Raw genomic sequence first — 17,009 nt, forward strand, 5'->3', positions numbered from 1 at the left:
GAACGTGGGTATTTAATGACCCTTTAGTTATCTTCTGAAGTTACCGGGAAACCGCGGTCACGCATCAGCGCTTCAACGTTTGCGTCGCGACCACGGAACTTACGATACGCTTCGGCTGGGTCCATGGCATTTCGTACCGAGAACAGGTATTTCACCAATCGCTCCGAAACTTCTTCGTCATAAAAACCACCGGGTGCATTTTCAAAGGCTTCGGCGGCATCGGCAGTAAGCACTTCTGCCCACATGTAGCCGTAATAACCTGCCGAATAACCTTCACCAGAGAAAATGTGCCCAAAGTGCGGGGTGCGATGGCGCATTACAATTTCTTCAGGCATACCCAGCGCCTTGAGTTGTTCACGCTCAAAAGTATCAGGCTCAATGTTGGCTGGATCGGTGGTGTGATACAGCAAGTCCATAATGGCTGACGCCATATACTCGGTGGTTTTAAAACCTTCATTAAATGTTGAGGCCTTTTTGATTTTGGCAATCAGGCTAGCCGGGATTGGCTCACCGGTTTCATAATGCACAAGGTATTGGTTAATCACTTCATCAGTGGTTAGCCAGCGCTCCAGTAATTGCGACTGAAACTCCGTATAGTCTCTAACACCTGAGTGAGAGGTTGGATATTTAACCGACGCTGAAAGGAAGTGCAGTGCATGGCCAAACTCGTGGAAATACGTCTCCGCATCATCCCAGGATATTAGCGTAGGTTCACCGTCCGGGCCTTTCACAAAGTTAGAGTTATTTGACGACAACACATTCTTGTCACCGTCAAAAGTGGTATGGCTGCGATAGGTGGTGGCCCAGGCGCCGGAACGTTTGCCTTGTCGGGCGAAAGGATCGAGGTACCACAAACCTATCAACTCACCGGAATCTTTATCGGCCACTTCCCACACTTTCACGTCAGGGTGGAACACAGGCACACTGCCAGCCGGCACGGGTGTAAAGTCGAAGTTGAACAAACGCCCGGCAACATAGAACATGGCTTCGCGCAGCTTATCTAACTGCAGGTATTGCTTAACTTCATTGGAGTCCAGGTCATACTTGGCAATGCGCACCTTCTCGGCATAATAGCGGTAATCCCAGGGCTTAATAGTAATATCATCACCCAGCCCATCGGCAATGGCCTGCATATCCGCCACTTCTTCTTCTACCCGGGCCAGCGCCGCCGGCCAGACCTTCATCATTAAGTCCATGGCGTTTTCGGGATTTTTGGCCATGCGGTCTTCTAAGCGCCACTGGGCGTAGTTGTCATAACCCAACAACTTAATGCGTTCATGGCGCAAGGTAAGAATTTGCTTAATGATGGCGTTATTGTCAAACTCATCACCATTGTCGCCACGGCCGTAATACGTGCGCCACACGGTTTCACGCAGATCCCGGTGGGTTGAATAAGTTAAAAACGGGTCCATCGACGAGCGCGTGTTGGTAATCGCGTACTGGCCTTCTTTCCCACGCTGCGCGGCTGCAGCAGCAGCGGCCTTTACAAAAGTATCCGGCAGACCATCGAGCTGGTCTTTACTAATGTAAGTGACGTAGTTCTCTTCATCGGCCAGGACGTTATTGGAGAACTGCGTGTGCAAGCTGGCCAGTTCTTTGTTGATTTCGGCGTAACGGGCTTTTGCTTCACCTTCAAGGGTGGCGCCATTGCGCGCAAAACTATTATAAATCAACCAGGTTATACGCTGCTCTTCAGCAGTCAGCGTTGCCAGTTCATCACTTTCGTAAACGGCTTTAATACGCTCAAATAATTGCGTGTTTTGATTTATCTGGGAGCGATAGGCAGATAATTTCGGGCTCAATTCACGTTGAATATCGCGAAATTCCGGGCTCGATACATTGGAGCTCCAGATACCATAATAGGTATAGACCCGGCCAATGGTGTCGCCTGCCTTTTCGTAGGCAACAATGGTATTGGCAAAGGTGGGGGCTTCTTCATTGGTGGCGATCGCGTCAATTTCGCGTAAGTGTTCTGCCATTGCGGCTTCCATGGCTGGCATTAATAGTTCCAGTTGCATGGACTCAAAAGCCGGAACGCCGCCATAAGGCCCTTTGAAAGGCTCAAGTAAAACGTTGTCAGAGGTGGGCGCTACAGCTGCTGGCTGTGGGGTCGGTTCGGTCGCAGTCGGTGCTTCACTGCAGCCTGCCAACGCCAGCACTATGGCTGACGCAGTCAGGGTTTTTTTTATAGTTAGCATAGAGTTTCCTGTCGTTTATCGATATTTTATAAGCCAAAGTAAGTTTACGCAGCAACACCAACCAGCAAAAGGTTGCTGGTCGGTCAGAATTATCCACAGAACGCGTATGTAGCGGTGGCTCTCAGATTAGGCGAAAACCACGGTCTTGTTCTGATGAATGATAACCCGGTCTTCCAGGTGACAACGTACGCCGTTGGCCAGTGCGTTTACTTCGCAGTCTTTACCTTTACGTACCATGTCGGCCACTGTATCACTATGGCTGATGCGTTTTACGCTCTGTTCAATGATGGGACCTTCATCAAGATCGCTGGTCACATAATGACAGGTTGCGCCAATTAACTTTACACCGCGATCGTAGGCTTGTTGGTAGGGGCGTGCACCGGCAAAAGAAGGTAAAAAGCTATGGTGAATATTGATAGCCTGCCCGGCCAGCTTGCGGCACAGTGCATCAGGCAGAATTTGCATAAAGCGGGCGAGTACCGTGAGATCGATGGCATACTCATCAAGCAGTACTTCAATTTGTTTAAACGCGTTCTCCTTGCCGAGACTCTTAAAATCCACCCAGTGGAACGGCACCTTATACCAGTCGGCAAACTGTTTCATTTGTGGGTGGTTGCCGATAATACAGGGAATATCGCACTTTAACTCGCCAGTATGCCAGCGATGCAAAATGTCGACTAAACAATGGGACTCGACGCTGGTTAACAAGGCTACCCGTCGACGTTGGTTAGAATCGGTGAGTTTCCATTGCATTTGAAATTCGTTAGCCAGCGGTGTGAACGCCTCGAGAAAGTGCTCGTAGGAAAGGGTCAGCGAATCGGTGCTAATCTCATGACGCATAAAGAAACGCCCGGTTTGAACATCGGTATGGTGGCTGGCTTCCAGGATAGAGGCTTTGTGATCAGCTAAGAACTGAGCAACACCGGCGACCAGACCTACCTGGTCCGGACAATCTATAATAAGTCTGAAGGTTTGATGCATGGTACTGTGAAAAAATTAAGTGATGTGCCTTTTTACCGAGCAGTGACGGTGCTGTAAAGGGGCAATTGACTAAAAATGCCCATGGAGCAGCTTTTCTCTGACCGAATTGCCCGCCGAAAGTGACCAACTGCAGCGAATAGGATAATGCACACCTGAATTTCCCGACACCGATTCGAACAGGTGAAACTGGCTAAACCGGCAGGTTAGCTGAGGTACAAACAGTGGCGCTGGAAAGTCGCTTTTAACGTTTCTGATCAAGGTGACGTGTGGCCGGTATTCACGACGCTCGACTCCAATACCGGCACGCCGTGCCACCGAGTGGGTCTGACTGGCAAGGTGGGTGAGTGGTTCAGGTATTACCGAGGGGGCAACGTGAAATATCTTTGGGCCCGACCAATATCCGGTGTTGTCGAAGGTCAGTTCAAAGGGCGCTGCCGTAACGTCATCGAGCAGCTGACAGGTTTTTTCAAGCTGGCGCGGCGATATCGAACCTAAAAAACACAAGGTGACATGATAGTTCGCGGGGGGCACCGGACGTAAGTGTCGCTCGGGTTGCTTCGATTTGGCAGGTGGCTTGTTGTACGGCATTTCCGGCAGGCTCTTGTCACGCCAGTTTTCTAAAGCAAGTTTGTCAGCGGGGGATAAGTCGAGTCCGATAAAATAACGCATGGCGGCTCCGCAATGTCGGTGAATACTGGTAAGAACAAGTGAATGTGGGTACGCCTTGCTACCCAACGTACGCTTGTCCTGCTAACTGTTTGGTTAACTTCTGGTTTAAGTCTAACCTGCTGCTGGCTATACTGCTGACCAGTTTGCACTGTCTTTCAATACTGTAGCAAACTATCACGGTTATAAATCTAAGAATAATAATTCTTAATCAATAAGGTACGTTCTCTTCGTTATGGCATCATTACCCGTTGAAAGCATTATTCCGGCGCTGCTTACGCATCTTAATAACACTGATGTGTTACTGAGTGCCCCGCCGGGCGCGGGTAAGTCGACCGCAGTACCTATGGCACTGCTGGCGGCAGGTTCGGGACGCCCTGAAAGTAAAATAGTATTGCTGCAACCACGCCGGGTTGTGGTAAAACAACTTGCCCATTATCTGGCAACCCAATTGGGTGAAACCGTTGGTCAAACCGTCGGGTTTCGTATTCGCGGTGAGCAAAAAGTCAGCCCGCAAACCCGACTGGAGATTATTACCGAAGGCATTTTAACCCGCCGATTGCAGCAGGATCCCGAAATTGCTGACGTGGGTATTATCTTATTTGATGAGTTTCACGAACGCAGTTTACACAGCGACTTTAGCCTGGCGCTTGCCATTGAAGTGCGCCAAGCCCTGCGGGACGACTTACGGTTAGTGGTGATGTCGGCAACGCTGGATATTACCCCGCTGCAAAAAATACTGCCTGATGCCGCCGTACTCAGCAGTGCCGGCAGGCGCTTTCCGGTCAGCGAGGTGTATCTTGGCGCGTGTCAGACTCAGGCGTTGAGCGCTACCGTCGCCACGACAATCACACGGGTACTCGCCGAGGAAGAGGGCGATATCCTGGTATTCCTGCCTACGGTAAAGCATATCCATCAGGTGCAGCAGCGATTAACGCCAGCGGGTAATGAATTACTTATTTGTCCGTTGTACGGCGCCTTGCCCCTTAGTGAGCAACAAAAGGCTATTCAGCCTGCGCGGGATAATAAAAGAAAGGTCATTCTTGCTACCAATATCGCTGAAACCAGTTTAACCATTGAAGGCATTAAACTGGTTATTGATAGCGGCCGGGAACAGGTAGCCGACTATCACCCGGGCACCAGAATGACTGAGCTGTCGCTAAAAATGATTTCTCAGGCGTCCGCTGAGCAGCGTAAAGGGCGTGCCGGCAGGGTCGCCTCCGGCATTTGCTATCGTCTGTGGGGACAAGAAGCCCATGCCCGCCTGGCAGAGTTTAGTACCCCGGCGATCCGCAGTCAGGATATTGCGCCCATTGCATTGCACGCCGCTGCGTGGGGTACGCCCATTCCAGCGCTGCCACTGTTAGAAATGCCCAGCGGTGCACAGTTGAGTGCGGCACACGAGGAGTTATCGGGCCTTGGCTTAATCAGCCCCGATCAGCAAATCACCCGCTTAGGTAGTGCAGCAATACAATTGCCGGTAGAACCTAAATTTGCCAGTATGCTGTTGCGCCTGCAGGAGGAGGCCGCGCTAACTGACGATACCGGTGTGTTGCTGGCGGGCTGCCTGGTCGCTGCGCTGGCTGAGGAGTCACCTAAAACTGAGCAGTGGGTGGTGAGTGACATTATACGTACTTTGCCAGAGCCGGTGCGCCGCGCAGTCAGCCGGCAAGCTCTGCGTTATGCGTCCTTGTTAGACATCAAAACCAGCGCTGATGCATTATTCTCGGTATCGCCCTCAGCCATTGCACTGGCCATTGCCATGGCGCAGCCTGCCTGGCTGGCGAAGGCTAAAAATGACCGCGAATTTAAACTTGCGATGGGAACGGGTGCAGAGCTTGGTGCCGATGAGCGGCATAACCATGCGTGGCTAGCGGTACTAAACGGCCAGCGCCGGGGCACGAACCTGATAATCAGGTTAGCCGAGCCAATCCGTGAAGCACTCATCCGCAGCCACTTTAGTGAGCAGATTTCGCATCAGGAATGGCTCAGTTACGATCCGGATACAGACAGCATTCGCGCCGAGAAAAGACAATATTTTCAACACGTTTTACTCTCCAGTCAGCCTCTTTCGCGTTTGCGTGGTGAGCAGTTGGTTCGCTGTTGGCAAGACTGGTTACAACCCCAGGAAATTCAAGACTGGCCGTTCTTTGGTGAAATTGAGGACATTTTACAACGCGTAGCCATGGCCAGAAGGCTAAAGCTCGAAGCGAGTGGCTATGCGGCGGAAACCACTGAGTGGCCAGACATTACAAGCCAGTGGCTACTGCAAAGTGATGCGGTACACGCTGGATTGGCCCAGTGTCGTACCCGCGCACAGCTTATCAGGCTCAATTGGCCTGAGTTAATTTTGCAATCGCTGACCTGGCCCCAGCGTCAGACGCTCGAACAACAGTTACCCGGTAAAATCAAAGTGCCCAGTGGCAGTCAGCGGCCGTTGCGTTATGAGTCTGCTGAGCGGGTTGTGTTGTCGGTAAAAATGCAGGAAATGTATGGCAGCAGCCAGCCGATAACCGTTGCCAACGGGCGCCAGCCTGTCACCGTAGAATTACTGTCCCCGGCCGGACGTCCGATTCAAACCACGAATGATCTGCCGCGCTTTTGGCAAGGCAGTTACACGGAAGTGCGTAAGGATATGAAAGGCCGCTACCCCAAACATTACTGGCCGGAAGATCCGACCACTGCTTTGCCTTCTACCAAAACAACCAAGAATAAATAACTGAATACTATAGTTAAACTGCCATATAACCTGCATAGCATAGTGCTTAATAATCGCAGTATTTGATCCAGATCTTATTTTCCGGGTGGCATAAAGCGTTTAGAGATGATTATATAGTATTTGGTTGTTAATTGAGCAACTGCAATGAAGAAGGAAAACACATGAGCAGAGTAGCACTTGTTACAGGTGGCACACGAGGAATCGGTGAAGCAATTTGTACGACACTGAAGGATGCAGGGTATACCGTCGTCGCCAACTATGGTGGCAACGATGAGGCAGCAAAAGCGTTCACTGAGAGAACAGGCATTGCTGCGATGAAGTTTGATGTATCGGACTTTGATAAAACAAAAGCTGCTATAGAGCAAATTGAGTCAGACTTTGGTCCGGTTGACGTGCTGATCAACAACGCGGGTATAACGCGGGACGGCACCATGCATCGCATGTCGTTTGAGCAGTGGAATGCGGTTATTCAAACCAACCTGGCGTCGTGTTTTAACACGTGCAGAGCGGTGATTGAAGGCATGCGTGAACGCGCATTTGGTCGTATCGTTAATATCGGTTCAATCAATGGTCAGGCCGGTCAGTACGGACAAGTTAATTATGCGGCAGCCAAGTCAGGTATTCATGGCTTTACTAAAGCTCTCGCGCAGGAAGGTGCAGGCAAGGGCATTACCGTAAATGCCATTGCCCCCGGCTACATCGATACCGATATGGTGCGGGCCGTCCCCGAAGACGTGTTAAAAAAGATTGTCGCGAGAATACCGGTGGGTCGGTTAGGCAAACCTGAAGATATCGCTGATGGCGTATTGTTTTTGGTAAAAGATGAATCAAGCTTTATTACTGGCTCGACGTTGTCAATTAACGGCGGCCAACATATGTATTAATAGCGCAAGTCTTGCCGTATGGTAGGACACGCTGCATTAAAAATGCCGGGCTAAGCCCGGCATTTTTAATGCCTGAAATATTGCCAGCTAGGCCGCTGGCGCGATATTGATGCCGAGTGCTTCCATCACAGCCAGTGAGGGAAATCCGTCGGCGACCATGTCGTTACGGCGCTGAAATTCACGAATGCCTTCACGGGTTGCAGGGCCTAAAATACCGTCTGCACCGCCCACTTCTATGCCCTGACTGTTGAGGGTTTGCTGAAGTGCCTTGATATCGTCGCGACGATAGTTAGGCAGCGGCGGCAGCTCAGCAACCAAACCGGTATCGCCGGCAATGCGATCGGCGAGCCGGCCCACAGCAATGGCGTAAAACTCCGAATTGTTCCAGCGCATGATGACCCGAAAATTCGGGTAGGCTAAAAACGTCGGCCCCTGATGACCGGCTGGCATAACCAGATACGCGCTCATATCGCTGTTACCTAACGACTCGCCGTTAGCGCGCATAACGCCCAGCTCGTGCCAGGCGGTTACTGACTGTCGGTTACTATAACCCAACTGTGAAAAATCAAACCCGGCTGGTAGCTTTACTTCACGGCCCCAGCGAAAACCGGGTTGCCAGCCTAACTGTGATAAAAAGTTAGCGGCAGAGGTCAGCGCGTCGGCTTCACTGTCCCACAGGTTGATTTGTCCGTCACCGTCGCCGTCTACCGCGTAATTGGCATACGCTGAGGGCATAAACTGGGTATGGCCCATGGCACCGGCCCAGGAGCCGACCATTTTGTCCTGATCAAGGGACTGCTGGTCGAGCAATTCAACAGCGGTGAGTAATTCTTTGGTAAAAAAGGTGCTGCGACGTGGATCGCAGGCCAGGGTGGCCAGGGAGTCAAGCACGCGCATTGTGCCCTTGTAACCACCGAAATTGGTTTCCAGGCCCCAAAACGCCAGTAAATACTGGGCCGGGATACCGTAGGTTTTGACCAGCTCAGATAACAGTTCCTGATGCTCTACGGCATACTGACGGCCTTTATTAATACGCCAGTCGTTAACCCGTTTAGTGAAATAGCCAGGAAATGTCTGCACAAATTCAGGCTGACTGCGGTCCAGTTCGACCACCCGAGGCTGATAGTTAATTTTGGCAAATACAGCCTTTGCTACATCGGCTGGGATGCCTTTATCTATGGCGGCTTGTTGCAGGGTGTCTTTGCACTGCATAAACGCTTGCAATGCTTCAGGTTGCGAAGTCGTTTCGGCCCGCGCTGGTGAGCTCAATAGCCCTATTGCCAGAACACCTGCGAGAGGCAATGCCAGACTGCCATTGAAAAAAGAATTGCGCTCTTTACCGGCTAATTTTGCACGGTCGGTAGATCGGCGGCGGGGAATAAGCTGCATGTACATCTCCCTGAATTATTTTCGCCCATGCTAACCCAAAGTGCTGGCATGGGCGAGATATCATCAGGCGTATTTGTGAATAAAATCGGTAATTAGCGGTCGGATGTGTTTGCGGAACTGCGAACCACTAAAAATACCATAATGCCCTGCACCTGGCTGAACATGGTGAATACGTTTTGACTTAGGAATATTTTTGCATAAATGCTGAGCAGCCTCGGTTTGACCCAAGCCACAAATATCGTCATTGGCGCCTTCTACCGTCATCAGTGGCGTATTTTCGATGGCCTCAAAGTTAACCGGCTCGCCTTTATAGGTAATGGCACCGCGGGCCACTTCGTTATCTTTGAAGATCCGCTCAATAGTTTCAAGGTAAAACTCGGCGGGCATATCCAGTACCGCAAGATATTCATCGTAAAACGCACGGAAACGATCGGCATCTTCTTCTTCGCCGTAAATCAGATTCTGATAAAAATCCATGTACTTTTGCATATGAGACTGCTGGTTCATGCTAATAAAACCGCCCAATTGCATAAAGCCAGGGTATACCTTACGCCCTTCTCCCGGGTAACCGTGCGGTACGGTCATGATTGCCACGTTTCTAAACCACGACATCGGGCGCTTGCGGGAAAACTCATTCACGCGCGTAGGATTTTTACTGGTATCAATGGGACCGGCCATCAGCGTCAGCGTGTGGGGCACCGCCGGGCTCTTTTTTTCAGCCATGACAGCAGTGGCAATCAACGCCTGCACGGTAGGTTGGCAAATGGCAATTAAATGGGTATTCGGACCCAGGTATTCCATAAAGTTGATCAGATATTCCACATAGCAATCGAAGCTGAAGGGGCCTTCATCAAGGGGGACCTCGCGGGCGTCAGCCCAGTCGGTAATGTACACCTCATGGTCAGGAAGCAGGGCCTCAACGGTGCCTTTCAGGAGTGTCGCAAAGTGACCCGACAAGGGCGCAACCAGTAATACCTTGTGATCGTCACGAACACCCACCCGGTTAAAATGCACCAGGTCACAAAATGGCATGCTAAGCGCAACTTCTTCCTTGACCGCGTGATATTTACCGTCAATGGTAATTTCATCGATATTAAAACCTACTTTCTCATAGCGGCGTGTGAGGCGCATTGCGGTCTCCAGACCTGCTTTGCTTATTCTGCCAGAGATAGTATGGGAAAAAGGGTTGGATGGGTGGCTTGCTATGTCGTTTAGCAGACTAAACCCTTCGTGCATGATTTGTGCACCGCGAGCCATGTAGTCATATGCTTGGTAATTCATTCCGTCACTCCCGAAGGTACTACTTAATTGAGTGATAGGTGGACCTGCTTAATTTCAAAACGTTCCACGAAGGTTCCACATATATCATAAAATGTAATACGTTTAATAAAAAAGGGCCATTAAATAACAGCCCTTTTTTGCTGGCTCTGATGCGCAGGGCTGACATTCAACCCTCGCGCACTAAGCCTTGATGTTGGAGTTTACTTTGCAGTAAATTTCGCTGTCATTTCTTCGCTCATGCCTTTGAGCATATCACCTGCTTTCTGCTGGGTTTCGCTGATCAAAGTGTAGCTACTTTTTGCCGATTCAGTCATCTTTTCCTGAACGCCTTCAAAATAGGACTTTTGCATTTCAGCCAGGCTCATCAGATCTTTTTGCTGACTTGCACTCTCAACAAAAGACATGCCATCAGACATTAAAGAAGAAAACAGTGAATTTTGCTTTTCAGCTAATTCCTGCATGGTGTTCATGTTCAATGTTGCCAATTCAGTTACCGGCTTCATTGCAGTTTGAAATTTTTCAGTCATTTGCTCAAGCATTTGTCTCTCCTTAAAAGAGTCGTTAATTAATTAGTTGATTTTGTTGCCGCTGCCTTGGTAGACGCCGGCTTTTTCGCTGTTGATGTTGTTTTCCGTGTACCTGTTGACCGTTTTGCCGCGGTTTTGGCGGCCGGTTTTGCCTCAGAAGCTTTTACTTCTTCAGGAGCGGCCGGTGCCGGTGTTTCTTTTGCGGCGGCAGGTGCTGCTTTTTCCGGAGCCTTGGGCGCTGCCTTGGCGGCGGGTTTCTTAGCCGCCGTTGGTTTGGCTGCCGGAGCCGGTTTTTCTGCGGCTTTGGTGACTTCCCTGGTGACCTCTTTAGCCGCTACAGCGGTGTCTTCTATCGATGACTTAACAACATCTTTCATCTCTGTCTGCACGTGGCTGAGCGTTGAGTAAGCCCCTTTTGAGGCCACTGCAAAGCGATCTCTCATCGCTTCGGCAAGTTCAGAATTCGCCGCAAATACACCTTTCACCCCGGTTTGTACCGACACTGTTTCGATGTATTTAACGCTGTCACTTAGTAAGCCGGTGAATAACTCGGTTTGATTTTGCGACAAGTCTTCCATCAGCTTGGCATTCATTGCCATCCAGGAATTCACTGGCTTTGAAGACTGCTTAAATTGTTCTGAGAATTTGCCAAACATATAACACTCCCGTGCGAAGTTTATACTTGCTGCGTTGCAGCATTCGTTGGTTATATATTAGACAGTTGAAGGCGGGTAGGTCAAGTGCATTTTGTTGCAATGCAGCAAAATGCCTAGAACATAATCGAATAACGATACATCTTTTTATGCTGCGATGCAGCAAGTGGTTATTTCTTGGTGTCTTTCGAGGCTTTGGTCCAGGCGTCGATGTTCTGCTCCATGATTTTACTGAACATGCCAAGCGGGCTGGTATCGACCATGTTTTTCATCATTCCCTGCAAATTATCCTGCTGCTCCATAAAACTGATGAGGCTCTGTTCGAGATACTCGCGCAAAAACAGCTGCATGTCTGAATCGTAAAAACGTATTAGCTGTTTAAGCAGCTTGTTAGTCAGTAGTGACTGGTGCTCGTTAGTTTCTGACTCACTGATTATCTGCAGTAAGATAGTTTTGGTTACATCGTCGCCGGTTTTCGAGTCCACCACGTTAAACTCGGTGCGTTCGTTGACCAGAGTTTTAATATATTCCATGTTGACGTACTGGCTCTTCGAGGTGTCGTACAGCCTGCGGTTAGGATATTTTTTGATGGTAACCATGGTTTAACTCGTTGTGCTTTTTTTGCAATGTAGCGCACAAAGGGTCGTCAGAGCAAATCAGGCTGGGCGGCTGAAGCGAGTATCAGCCGCCTGTGATTAAAAGGGCAGGGGGGAGTCCTGCGTTAAACCGCAATTATCCCAGACGGCGCTTAACGTAACTGCCCGGGGCCGCCTCGATTGCCGGGTAGGCTTTAAGCTTGCCGGGTTTTGGCGCCGTCACCTGTTTGGCATTGTGCGACTGCAGCCAGTTGTGCCAATCCGGCCACCATGAGCCCTCATGTTGGCTTGCGCCATCAAACCATGCTGCGGCGTCGGCGGGTAGCTCGGTATTGATCCAGTGTGGATACTTGCCTTTGGCTGGTGGATTAATAACGCCGGCTAAATGGCCAGACCCGGCGAGTACAAAACGGGTATCGCCACTGACTAGCTGAGTGCCTTTGTAGGCCGCTTGCCACAGCACAATATGATCAGCGATGGTCGACAAAAAGTATACCGGTACGTCAATGTTCGACAAATCAATCGGCACGCCGTCGATCACTATCCCGCCCGGCTCTCGCAGCTTGTTTTCCCAGTACATAGTGCGCACATATTGTTTAAAGCAGGCGGCGGTGATGTTCGTGGCATCACTATTCCAATATAAAATATCAAAGGCAGCAGGGTCTTCGCCCTTCAGGTAATTATTAATGAAATACGACCAGAACAGGTTGTTTTCACGCAGCAAACTAAAGCTCAGGCCCAAAATTCGGCCATCGTAAACGCCCTTGATGTCGGCGTTTTGTTCCATAGCATTAAGACTTTCTTCGGTAAGGTAGTTACCGATTTCACCGGGCTCGCTAAAATCCAGCAACGTGGTGAGCAGAGTAAGTGATAACAGGCGCTCGTCTCCCTGGGCCCTTAAAAACGCCGCGGTCATCGACGCCAGGGTACCACCCACGCAAAAGCCGACCATGTTAATCTTGGGTTGTTTAGTGATATTGCCAACAACCTCAAGAGCGGCGAGGGGACCATGCTTCATATAACTCACCAGATCGTGGTCAGCCAGTGACTTATCCGGGTTCACCCAGGAAATCATAAAAACACTAAAACCACTGTCGAGTAAGCCCTTCACAACCGATTTTCTTTCATCCAGGTCGAGAATGTAATACTTGTTGATAAACGGCGGCACAAACAAAATGGGTGGCGCAAAGGTTTTAGCCTTTCTGGGGGTATAATGAATGAGCTGTATCAGGTCGTTCTGATAGACGACCTTACCGTCGGTGGTTGCCAGGTTTTCGCCCAGTTCAAAGGCTGACATGTCGGTCTGGGTAATCTTAAACGCTTCCAACGGGCTTTGTTCAAGATCGCTCATGAAATTCTCAATGCCTTTGATCATGCTCTGACCTTTGGATTTAAGTATTTCTTCGCACACTTCAGGGTTAGAGAATAAGTAATTAGTGGGCGCCACAGAATTAATATACTGGCGTGTGTAAAACTTCACCTGCTCAGCCGATTTCGGATCGGCAAAAGTCATGGAGTCCATCATGCCCTGAAGCATTTTTGAATTAATCAGGTACGCTTGTTTTAAGTAGTTAAATACCGGGTTTTCATTCCAGTCGGTATGACTGAAACGCTTATCGCCGGAAGTTTCCGTTGCCACGACGGCGGCTTTCTCGCCAAACATCGACTTGGTTGCCTGCTGCCAGAGTTCAGTCTGCTGGCGCATAAATTCCATTTGGTTCTCAACCAGTTTACCGGTGTCTACCTCAACATTATCGGCAAGCTTAGTGGTTAACAACTGCTGTAAGTGCTGCGGGTCAAACATGGCGGCCGAATCACTGGCGTCAGCCTGACGGGTAAGAATTTTCTGAACCATAGTATTAAATTGCTCGGCATACTGGTTCAGCGTGTGCAAAATTTCGTCTTTGTCCTGTTGCTCCACAAGTGCTCCTTGGTACGATTATTTTTTGCCAGAGGCAGCGCTGGTTGCGATGCCTTCCATCATTTTCTGGTAAAATGAGAATGCTTGCTGACTGCCATCCAGGTAGGGTTTCAGCATACTCATCATGGCTTCCTGATTGCCGTTTTTAAGCTGTTCAGTAAACATAGAAATGGTTGTTTCGTGCACTTTTGTCATATCTGGCCAGCCCAATAACTCACGCGCTTCAGATGGCGACAGATCAATATCGACAGAAATTTTCATGGTAAACTCCTTACATTGGGCAGTATTATGTTGCCCTGGCGAATAGCGCAAAGGGCAAGCGGCAGCGCGAAGACACCCCGGTCACTACAGAGTAAAAAGTGAACAATCACTTGTCCAGTCTGATGAGCCGAAAGTCTGATATAAGTTAACGCTACTGCAATCGAGCCAGTTATACCAGCAGTGTATCTACAGGAAGCAATGTGACAGCAAAAAAAACCAAGCAAGCCAACACTCCTACCCGTAAATCCTGGCTTTGGAATCTGTTCTGGAAGTTATCGCTACTGTTTCTAGTGTTGCTGGCCGCTTACGTGATTTACCTCGATGCGCAAATCAAACAGCATTTTTCAGGTAATAAATGGCAGGTGCCGGCACAAATCTATGCCCGGCCGCTGCAATTAGTCCAGGACCAGGAAATTACCCGTAAAGAAGTACTCGATGAGCTTAAGTTGCTGGGCTATCGTCAGGTTTCGGCTATTTCGGGCAGCGGCGAATACAGTGTAGGTAAGGGCGTAATAAACGTGTACCGGCGCGCCTTTCACTTTCCTGACGGTTTTCAACCGTTGCGGCAAATCCGTTTGCGCTGGCAAGGTTCACGGATAGTCTCCATCACCGATTTGCAAACCGAAGAAACCCTCAGTCAGATTCGGCTGGAGTCGTGGCTGGTTACACGCTTAGCCAGTAGTAGCCGTGAAGATCGCATGTTAATTACACTGGATGACGTGCCGCCGCTGCTAGTGACAGCACTGACGTTGGTTGAAGACCGCGACTTTTATCAGCACCACGGTGTGGCACCGCTGTCTATCCTGCGGGCATTACTTGCCAATATTGCCGCCGGACGCACAGTGCAAGGCGGCAGCACGCTTACTCAACAATTGGTCAAGAACCTCTATCTTACCCGTGAGCGCTCGCTGGAACGGAAAGTAAAAGAGGCACTGATGGCAATCATTATTGATGCCCGTTACGGCAAAGATGAGATCATTCAGGCCTATCTCAACGAAGTGTTTCTGGGCCAAAGTGGCGACCTTGCCGTGCATGGCTTTGGTCTGGCGAGTTATTTTTATTTTGACCGGCCCATCAATGAACTGGACGAAACTGAAATTGCCCTGCTGGTGGGCATGATTAAAGGGCCATCGTATTACAATCCACGCAAGTATACTGACCGTACCATCGAACGGCGCAACCTGGTACTACGGGTACTGCTGGAAGCCAATGAGCTTACCCCTGAGCAATACGAAATGGCGGTTTCCCGTCCGCTGGGGATAGCCACTGGCGACAGTCTGGCTACGGGCAAGCATCCGGCCTTTATGGCGCAGGTGCGTAAAGAGCTGCAAACCATTTTGGCCGATCCTAATATTCGCGAGTCTGGCGTAAAAGTATTTACCACCCTGGATATCTACGCGCAGCGCCGGGCAGAGCAAGCTCTCACTACAACGCTGACACGCTTACAACAGCAGCGCAGCACTGAACTGGAGGCTGCAATGGTGATCTCGGATATCAGTAGCGGTGAGGTGCGGGCGTTAGTGGGCGGTAAGCAAGTAGGCTTTGCTGGCTTTAACCGGGCTCTGGATGCGGTGCGCCCGATTGGTTCGCTGGTAAAGCCGGCGGTATATTTAACCGCCCTTTCACAACCGGCATCATATAATCTGGCTACCCCACTAGAGGATAAGCCGCTGGCACTGGATGATGAACAAGGCGATACCTGGCGGCCGCAGAATTTTGATAAAACCTATCGTGGTACAGTGCCGTTAATCGACGCTTTGAGCTTATCGCTTAACGTGCCGACGGTGAATCTGGGGCTGGAAGTGGGCATCGATAATGTGGCCGCAACGCTGCGTGATTTAGGCGTAAAAAGAACAATCCCTCACGTGCCGGCACTTACCTTGGGGGCACTGGCACTGACCCCTTTTGAAACCAATCAGATGTACCAGACTATTGCTAATAACGGCGCATACCGACCGCTACACACGGTGGATGCCATTGTGAGTGTTAATAATCGGCTGATGTGGCAGCAGGAAGAATACGGTGAGCAACGGGTCAGCGAAGAATCTGCTTATTTGCTTAACTACGCGCTGTATAAGGTGGCTACCGAAGGCACCGCGAAAGCAATTGGCGCTAAGTTCAAAACGATTAATATGGCCGGTAAAACCGGCACCACGGATGATTACCGTGACAGTTGGTTTGCTGGCTTTGATCGCAATAATCTGGCCACAGTATGGGTGGGTAATGACGATAATGGCTCAACCGGGCTAACCGGTTCAACGGGAGCCCTGCCAGTATTTATGGCGTATCAGGCGCTGCAAGAGCCCAAATCATTATCACGCCGGTTTCCTGCTGGTCTGGGTATAGCTCATTTTGATGCAACAAGCGGTGTGGCCGTACGACCGGGTTGTCCGGACAGTGTAAGTGTACCGGCGGTTTTAGATGCGTTGCCCGTAGCCCAGCAGGACTGTACGGGGCCACGAACCAATCGATCTGAACAAACCAAAAAGAAAAAAACCTGGTGGGATCGACTTTTCGGGGGCGAATAAAAAAACTCAGGAGATTGCACCTTTGGTGCAATTCCTGAGAAGGGCACTACGGGAGTGTCCAGGGTACTAAAACCGTGCTACGTGAACGGGTGATTGCATCGCTAGTTAAGTAGCGAGTCACTGGTAAACAAATAACGAATACCGTTGATAATGCCTAAGGCAACAACGTAGGCCAGCACTGGGCCTAGCAATAACCAAATTAAGAAACTGTATGTGATCATAATCGTGAACCTCGCTGTTCATTTCGGGACACCAGAAAGCGGCGACAACTTTCCACCCTGTATCCAGTAAACGCTTGAAGCACTGATGTGTTTTGCGGCACTTCGAAGCTTGCTGTATTACTAAGTCGCTATAGGCTTAGCGATAGTTGTGCCAATCTCAAAATAAATTTTAAGTCATTGATTT

Annotated in this window: 13 protein-coding genes; 3 read left to right on the top strand and 10 right to left on the bottom strand. The window is 50.0% G+C overall.

The window, feature by feature from the left end; translation table 11 throughout:
- Nucleotides 1-23 precede the first annotated feature (23 nt).
- The 3 genes from OIK42_RS15070 to thpR form a co-directional block, all read right to left on the bottom strand.
- The gene (locus OIK42_RS15070) at nt 24-2,198 is read right to left on the bottom strand and encodes a M3 family metallopeptidase (RefSeq protein WP_273641868.1); all 2,175 of its coding nucleotides are present in this window, start codon (nt 2,196-2,198) and stop codon (nt 24-26) included.
- 126 nt (nt 2,199-2,324) lie between these two features.
- Nucleotides 2,325-3,179, bottom strand: a complete 855-nt coding sequence (purU, locus tag OIK42_RS15075; RefSeq protein WP_273641869.1) for a formyltetrahydrofolate deformylase — start codon at nt 3,177-3,179, stop codon at nt 2,325-2,327.
- 69 nt (nt 3,180-3,248) lie between these two features.
- Complete coding sequence (gene thpR / locus OIK42_RS15080; protein ID WP_273641870.1) at nt 3,249-3,848, bottom strand: RNA 2',3'-cyclic phosphodiesterase; 600 nt, start codon at nt 3,846-3,848, stop codon at nt 3,249-3,251.
- A gap of 232 nt (nt 3,849-4,080) precedes the next feature.
- Between thpR and hrpB the strand changes: the two genes are divergently transcribed.
- On the top strand, nt 4,081-6,564 hold the full coding sequence (gene hrpB / locus OIK42_RS15085) for an ATP-dependent helicase HrpB (RefSeq protein WP_273641871.1): 2,484 nt from the start codon (nt 4,081-4,083) through the stop codon (nt 6,562-6,564).
- A 161-nt stretch (nt 6,565-6,725) separates the two neighbouring features.
- Nucleotides 6,726-7,448 (top strand): acetoacetyl-CoA reductase, encoded by a 723-nt coding sequence (gene phbB / locus OIK42_RS15090; RefSeq protein WP_273641872.1) that lies wholly within the window; start codon nt 6,726-6,728, stop codon nt 7,446-7,448.
- Between the two features lie 87 nt (nt 7,449-7,535).
- On the opposite strand, the gene OIK42_RS15095 is transcribed toward phbB, so the two are convergent.
- The 7 genes from OIK42_RS15095 to OIK42_RS15125 form a co-directional block, all read right to left on the bottom strand.
- Nucleotides 7,536-8,837 carry a lytic murein transglycosylase gene (locus OIK42_RS15095; RefSeq protein ID WP_273641873.1) on the bottom strand — a complete coding sequence of 434 codons (1,302 nt, stop codon included), beginning with the start codon at nt 8,835-8,837 and terminating at the stop codon, nt 7,536-7,538.
- A 63-nt stretch (nt 8,838-8,900) separates the two neighbouring features.
- Nucleotides 8,901-10,118: a polyhydroxyalkanoate depolymerase gene (locus OIK42_RS15100; RefSeq protein ID WP_273641874.1), complete on the bottom strand. Its 1,218-nt coding sequence runs from the start codon at nt 10,116-10,118 to the stop codon at nt 8,901-8,903.
- Between the two features lie 200 nt (nt 10,119-10,318).
- Nucleotides 10,319-10,657, bottom strand: coding sequence for a phasin family protein (locus OIK42_RS15105; RefSeq protein WP_273641875.1), 339 nt, complete (start codon nt 10,655-10,657; stop codon nt 10,319-10,321).
- A 26-nt stretch (nt 10,658-10,683) separates the two neighbouring features.
- Complete coding sequence (locus OIK42_RS15110; protein ID WP_273641876.1) at nt 10,684-11,301, bottom strand: phasin family protein; 618 nt, start codon at nt 11,299-11,301, stop codon at nt 10,684-10,686.
- A gap of 167 nt (nt 11,302-11,468) precedes the next feature.
- Nucleotides 11,469-11,897, bottom strand: coding sequence for a polyhydroxyalkanoate synthesis repressor PhaR (gene phaR, locus OIK42_RS15115; protein WP_273641877.1), 429 nt, complete (start codon nt 11,895-11,897; stop codon nt 11,469-11,471).
- 133 nt (nt 11,898-12,030) lie between these two features.
- Nucleotides 12,031-13,815, bottom strand: coding sequence for a PHA/PHB synthase family protein (locus OIK42_RS15120; protein ID WP_273641878.1), 1,785 nt, complete (start codon nt 13,813-13,815; stop codon nt 12,031-12,033).
- A gap of 18 nt (nt 13,816-13,833) precedes the next feature.
- The gene (locus OIK42_RS15125; protein ID WP_273641879.1) at nt 13,834-14,076 is read right to left on the bottom strand and encodes a DUF6489 family protein; all 243 of its coding nucleotides are present in this window, start codon (nt 14,074-14,076) and stop codon (nt 13,834-13,836) included.
- Nucleotides 14,077-14,276: 200 nt separating this feature from the next.
- On the opposite strand from OIK42_RS15125, the gene mrcB reads away from it, so the two are divergent.
- Entirely contained in the window at nt 14,277-16,604 is a 2,328-nt protein-coding gene (gene mrcB / locus OIK42_RS15130) for a penicillin-binding protein 1B (RefSeq protein WP_273641880.1), read from the top strand.
- The last annotated feature ends 405 nt before the right edge of the window (nt 16,605-17,009 follow it).

The sequence above is a fragment of the Alteromonas gilva genome, assembly GCF_028595265.1.
GTDB classification, from domain to species: domain Bacteria; phylum Pseudomonadota; class Gammaproteobacteria; order Enterobacterales; family Alteromonadaceae; genus Alteromonas; species Alteromonas gilva.

Coding starts and splice junctions, on each gene's coding strand:
- OIK42_RS15100 (WP_273641874.1), bottom strand. CDS start 10,118: ATGAATTACCAAGCATATGACTACATGGCTCGCGGTGCACAAATCATG.
- OIK42_RS15095 (WP_273641873.1), bottom strand. CDS start 8,837: ATGCAGCTTATTCCCCGCCGCCGATCTACCGACCGTGCAAAATTAGCC.
- OIK42_RS15070 (WP_273641868.1), bottom strand. CDS start 2,198: ATGCTAACTATAAAAAAAACCCTGACTGCGTCAGCCATAGTGCTGGCG.
- OIK42_RS15110 (WP_273641876.1), bottom strand. CDS start 11,301: ATGTTTGGCAAATTCTCAGAACAATTTAAGCAGTCTTCAAAGCCAGTG.
- phaR (WP_273641877.1), bottom strand. CDS start 11,897: ATGGTTACCATCAAAAAATATCCTAACCGCAGGCTGTACGACACCTCG.
- hrpB (WP_273641871.1), top strand. CDS start 4,081: ATGGCATCATTACCCGTTGAAAGCATTATTCCGGCGCTGCTTACGCAT.
- thpR (WP_273641870.1), bottom strand. CDS start 3,848: ATGCGTTATTTTATCGGACTCGACTTATCCCCCGCTGACAAACTTGCT.
- phbB (WP_273641872.1), top strand. CDS start 6,726: ATGAGCAGAGTAGCACTTGTTACAGGTGGCACACGAGGAATCGGTGAA.
- purU (WP_273641869.1), bottom strand. CDS start 3,179: ATGCATCAAACCTTCAGACTTATTATAGATTGTCCGGACCAGGTAGGT.
- OIK42_RS15105 (WP_273641875.1), bottom strand. CDS start 10,657: ATGCTTGAGCAAATGACTGAAAAATTTCAAACTGCAATGAAGCCGGTA.
- OIK42_RS15125 (WP_273641879.1), bottom strand. CDS start 14,076: ATGAAAATTTCTGTCGATATTGATCTGTCGCCATCTGAAGCGCGTGAG.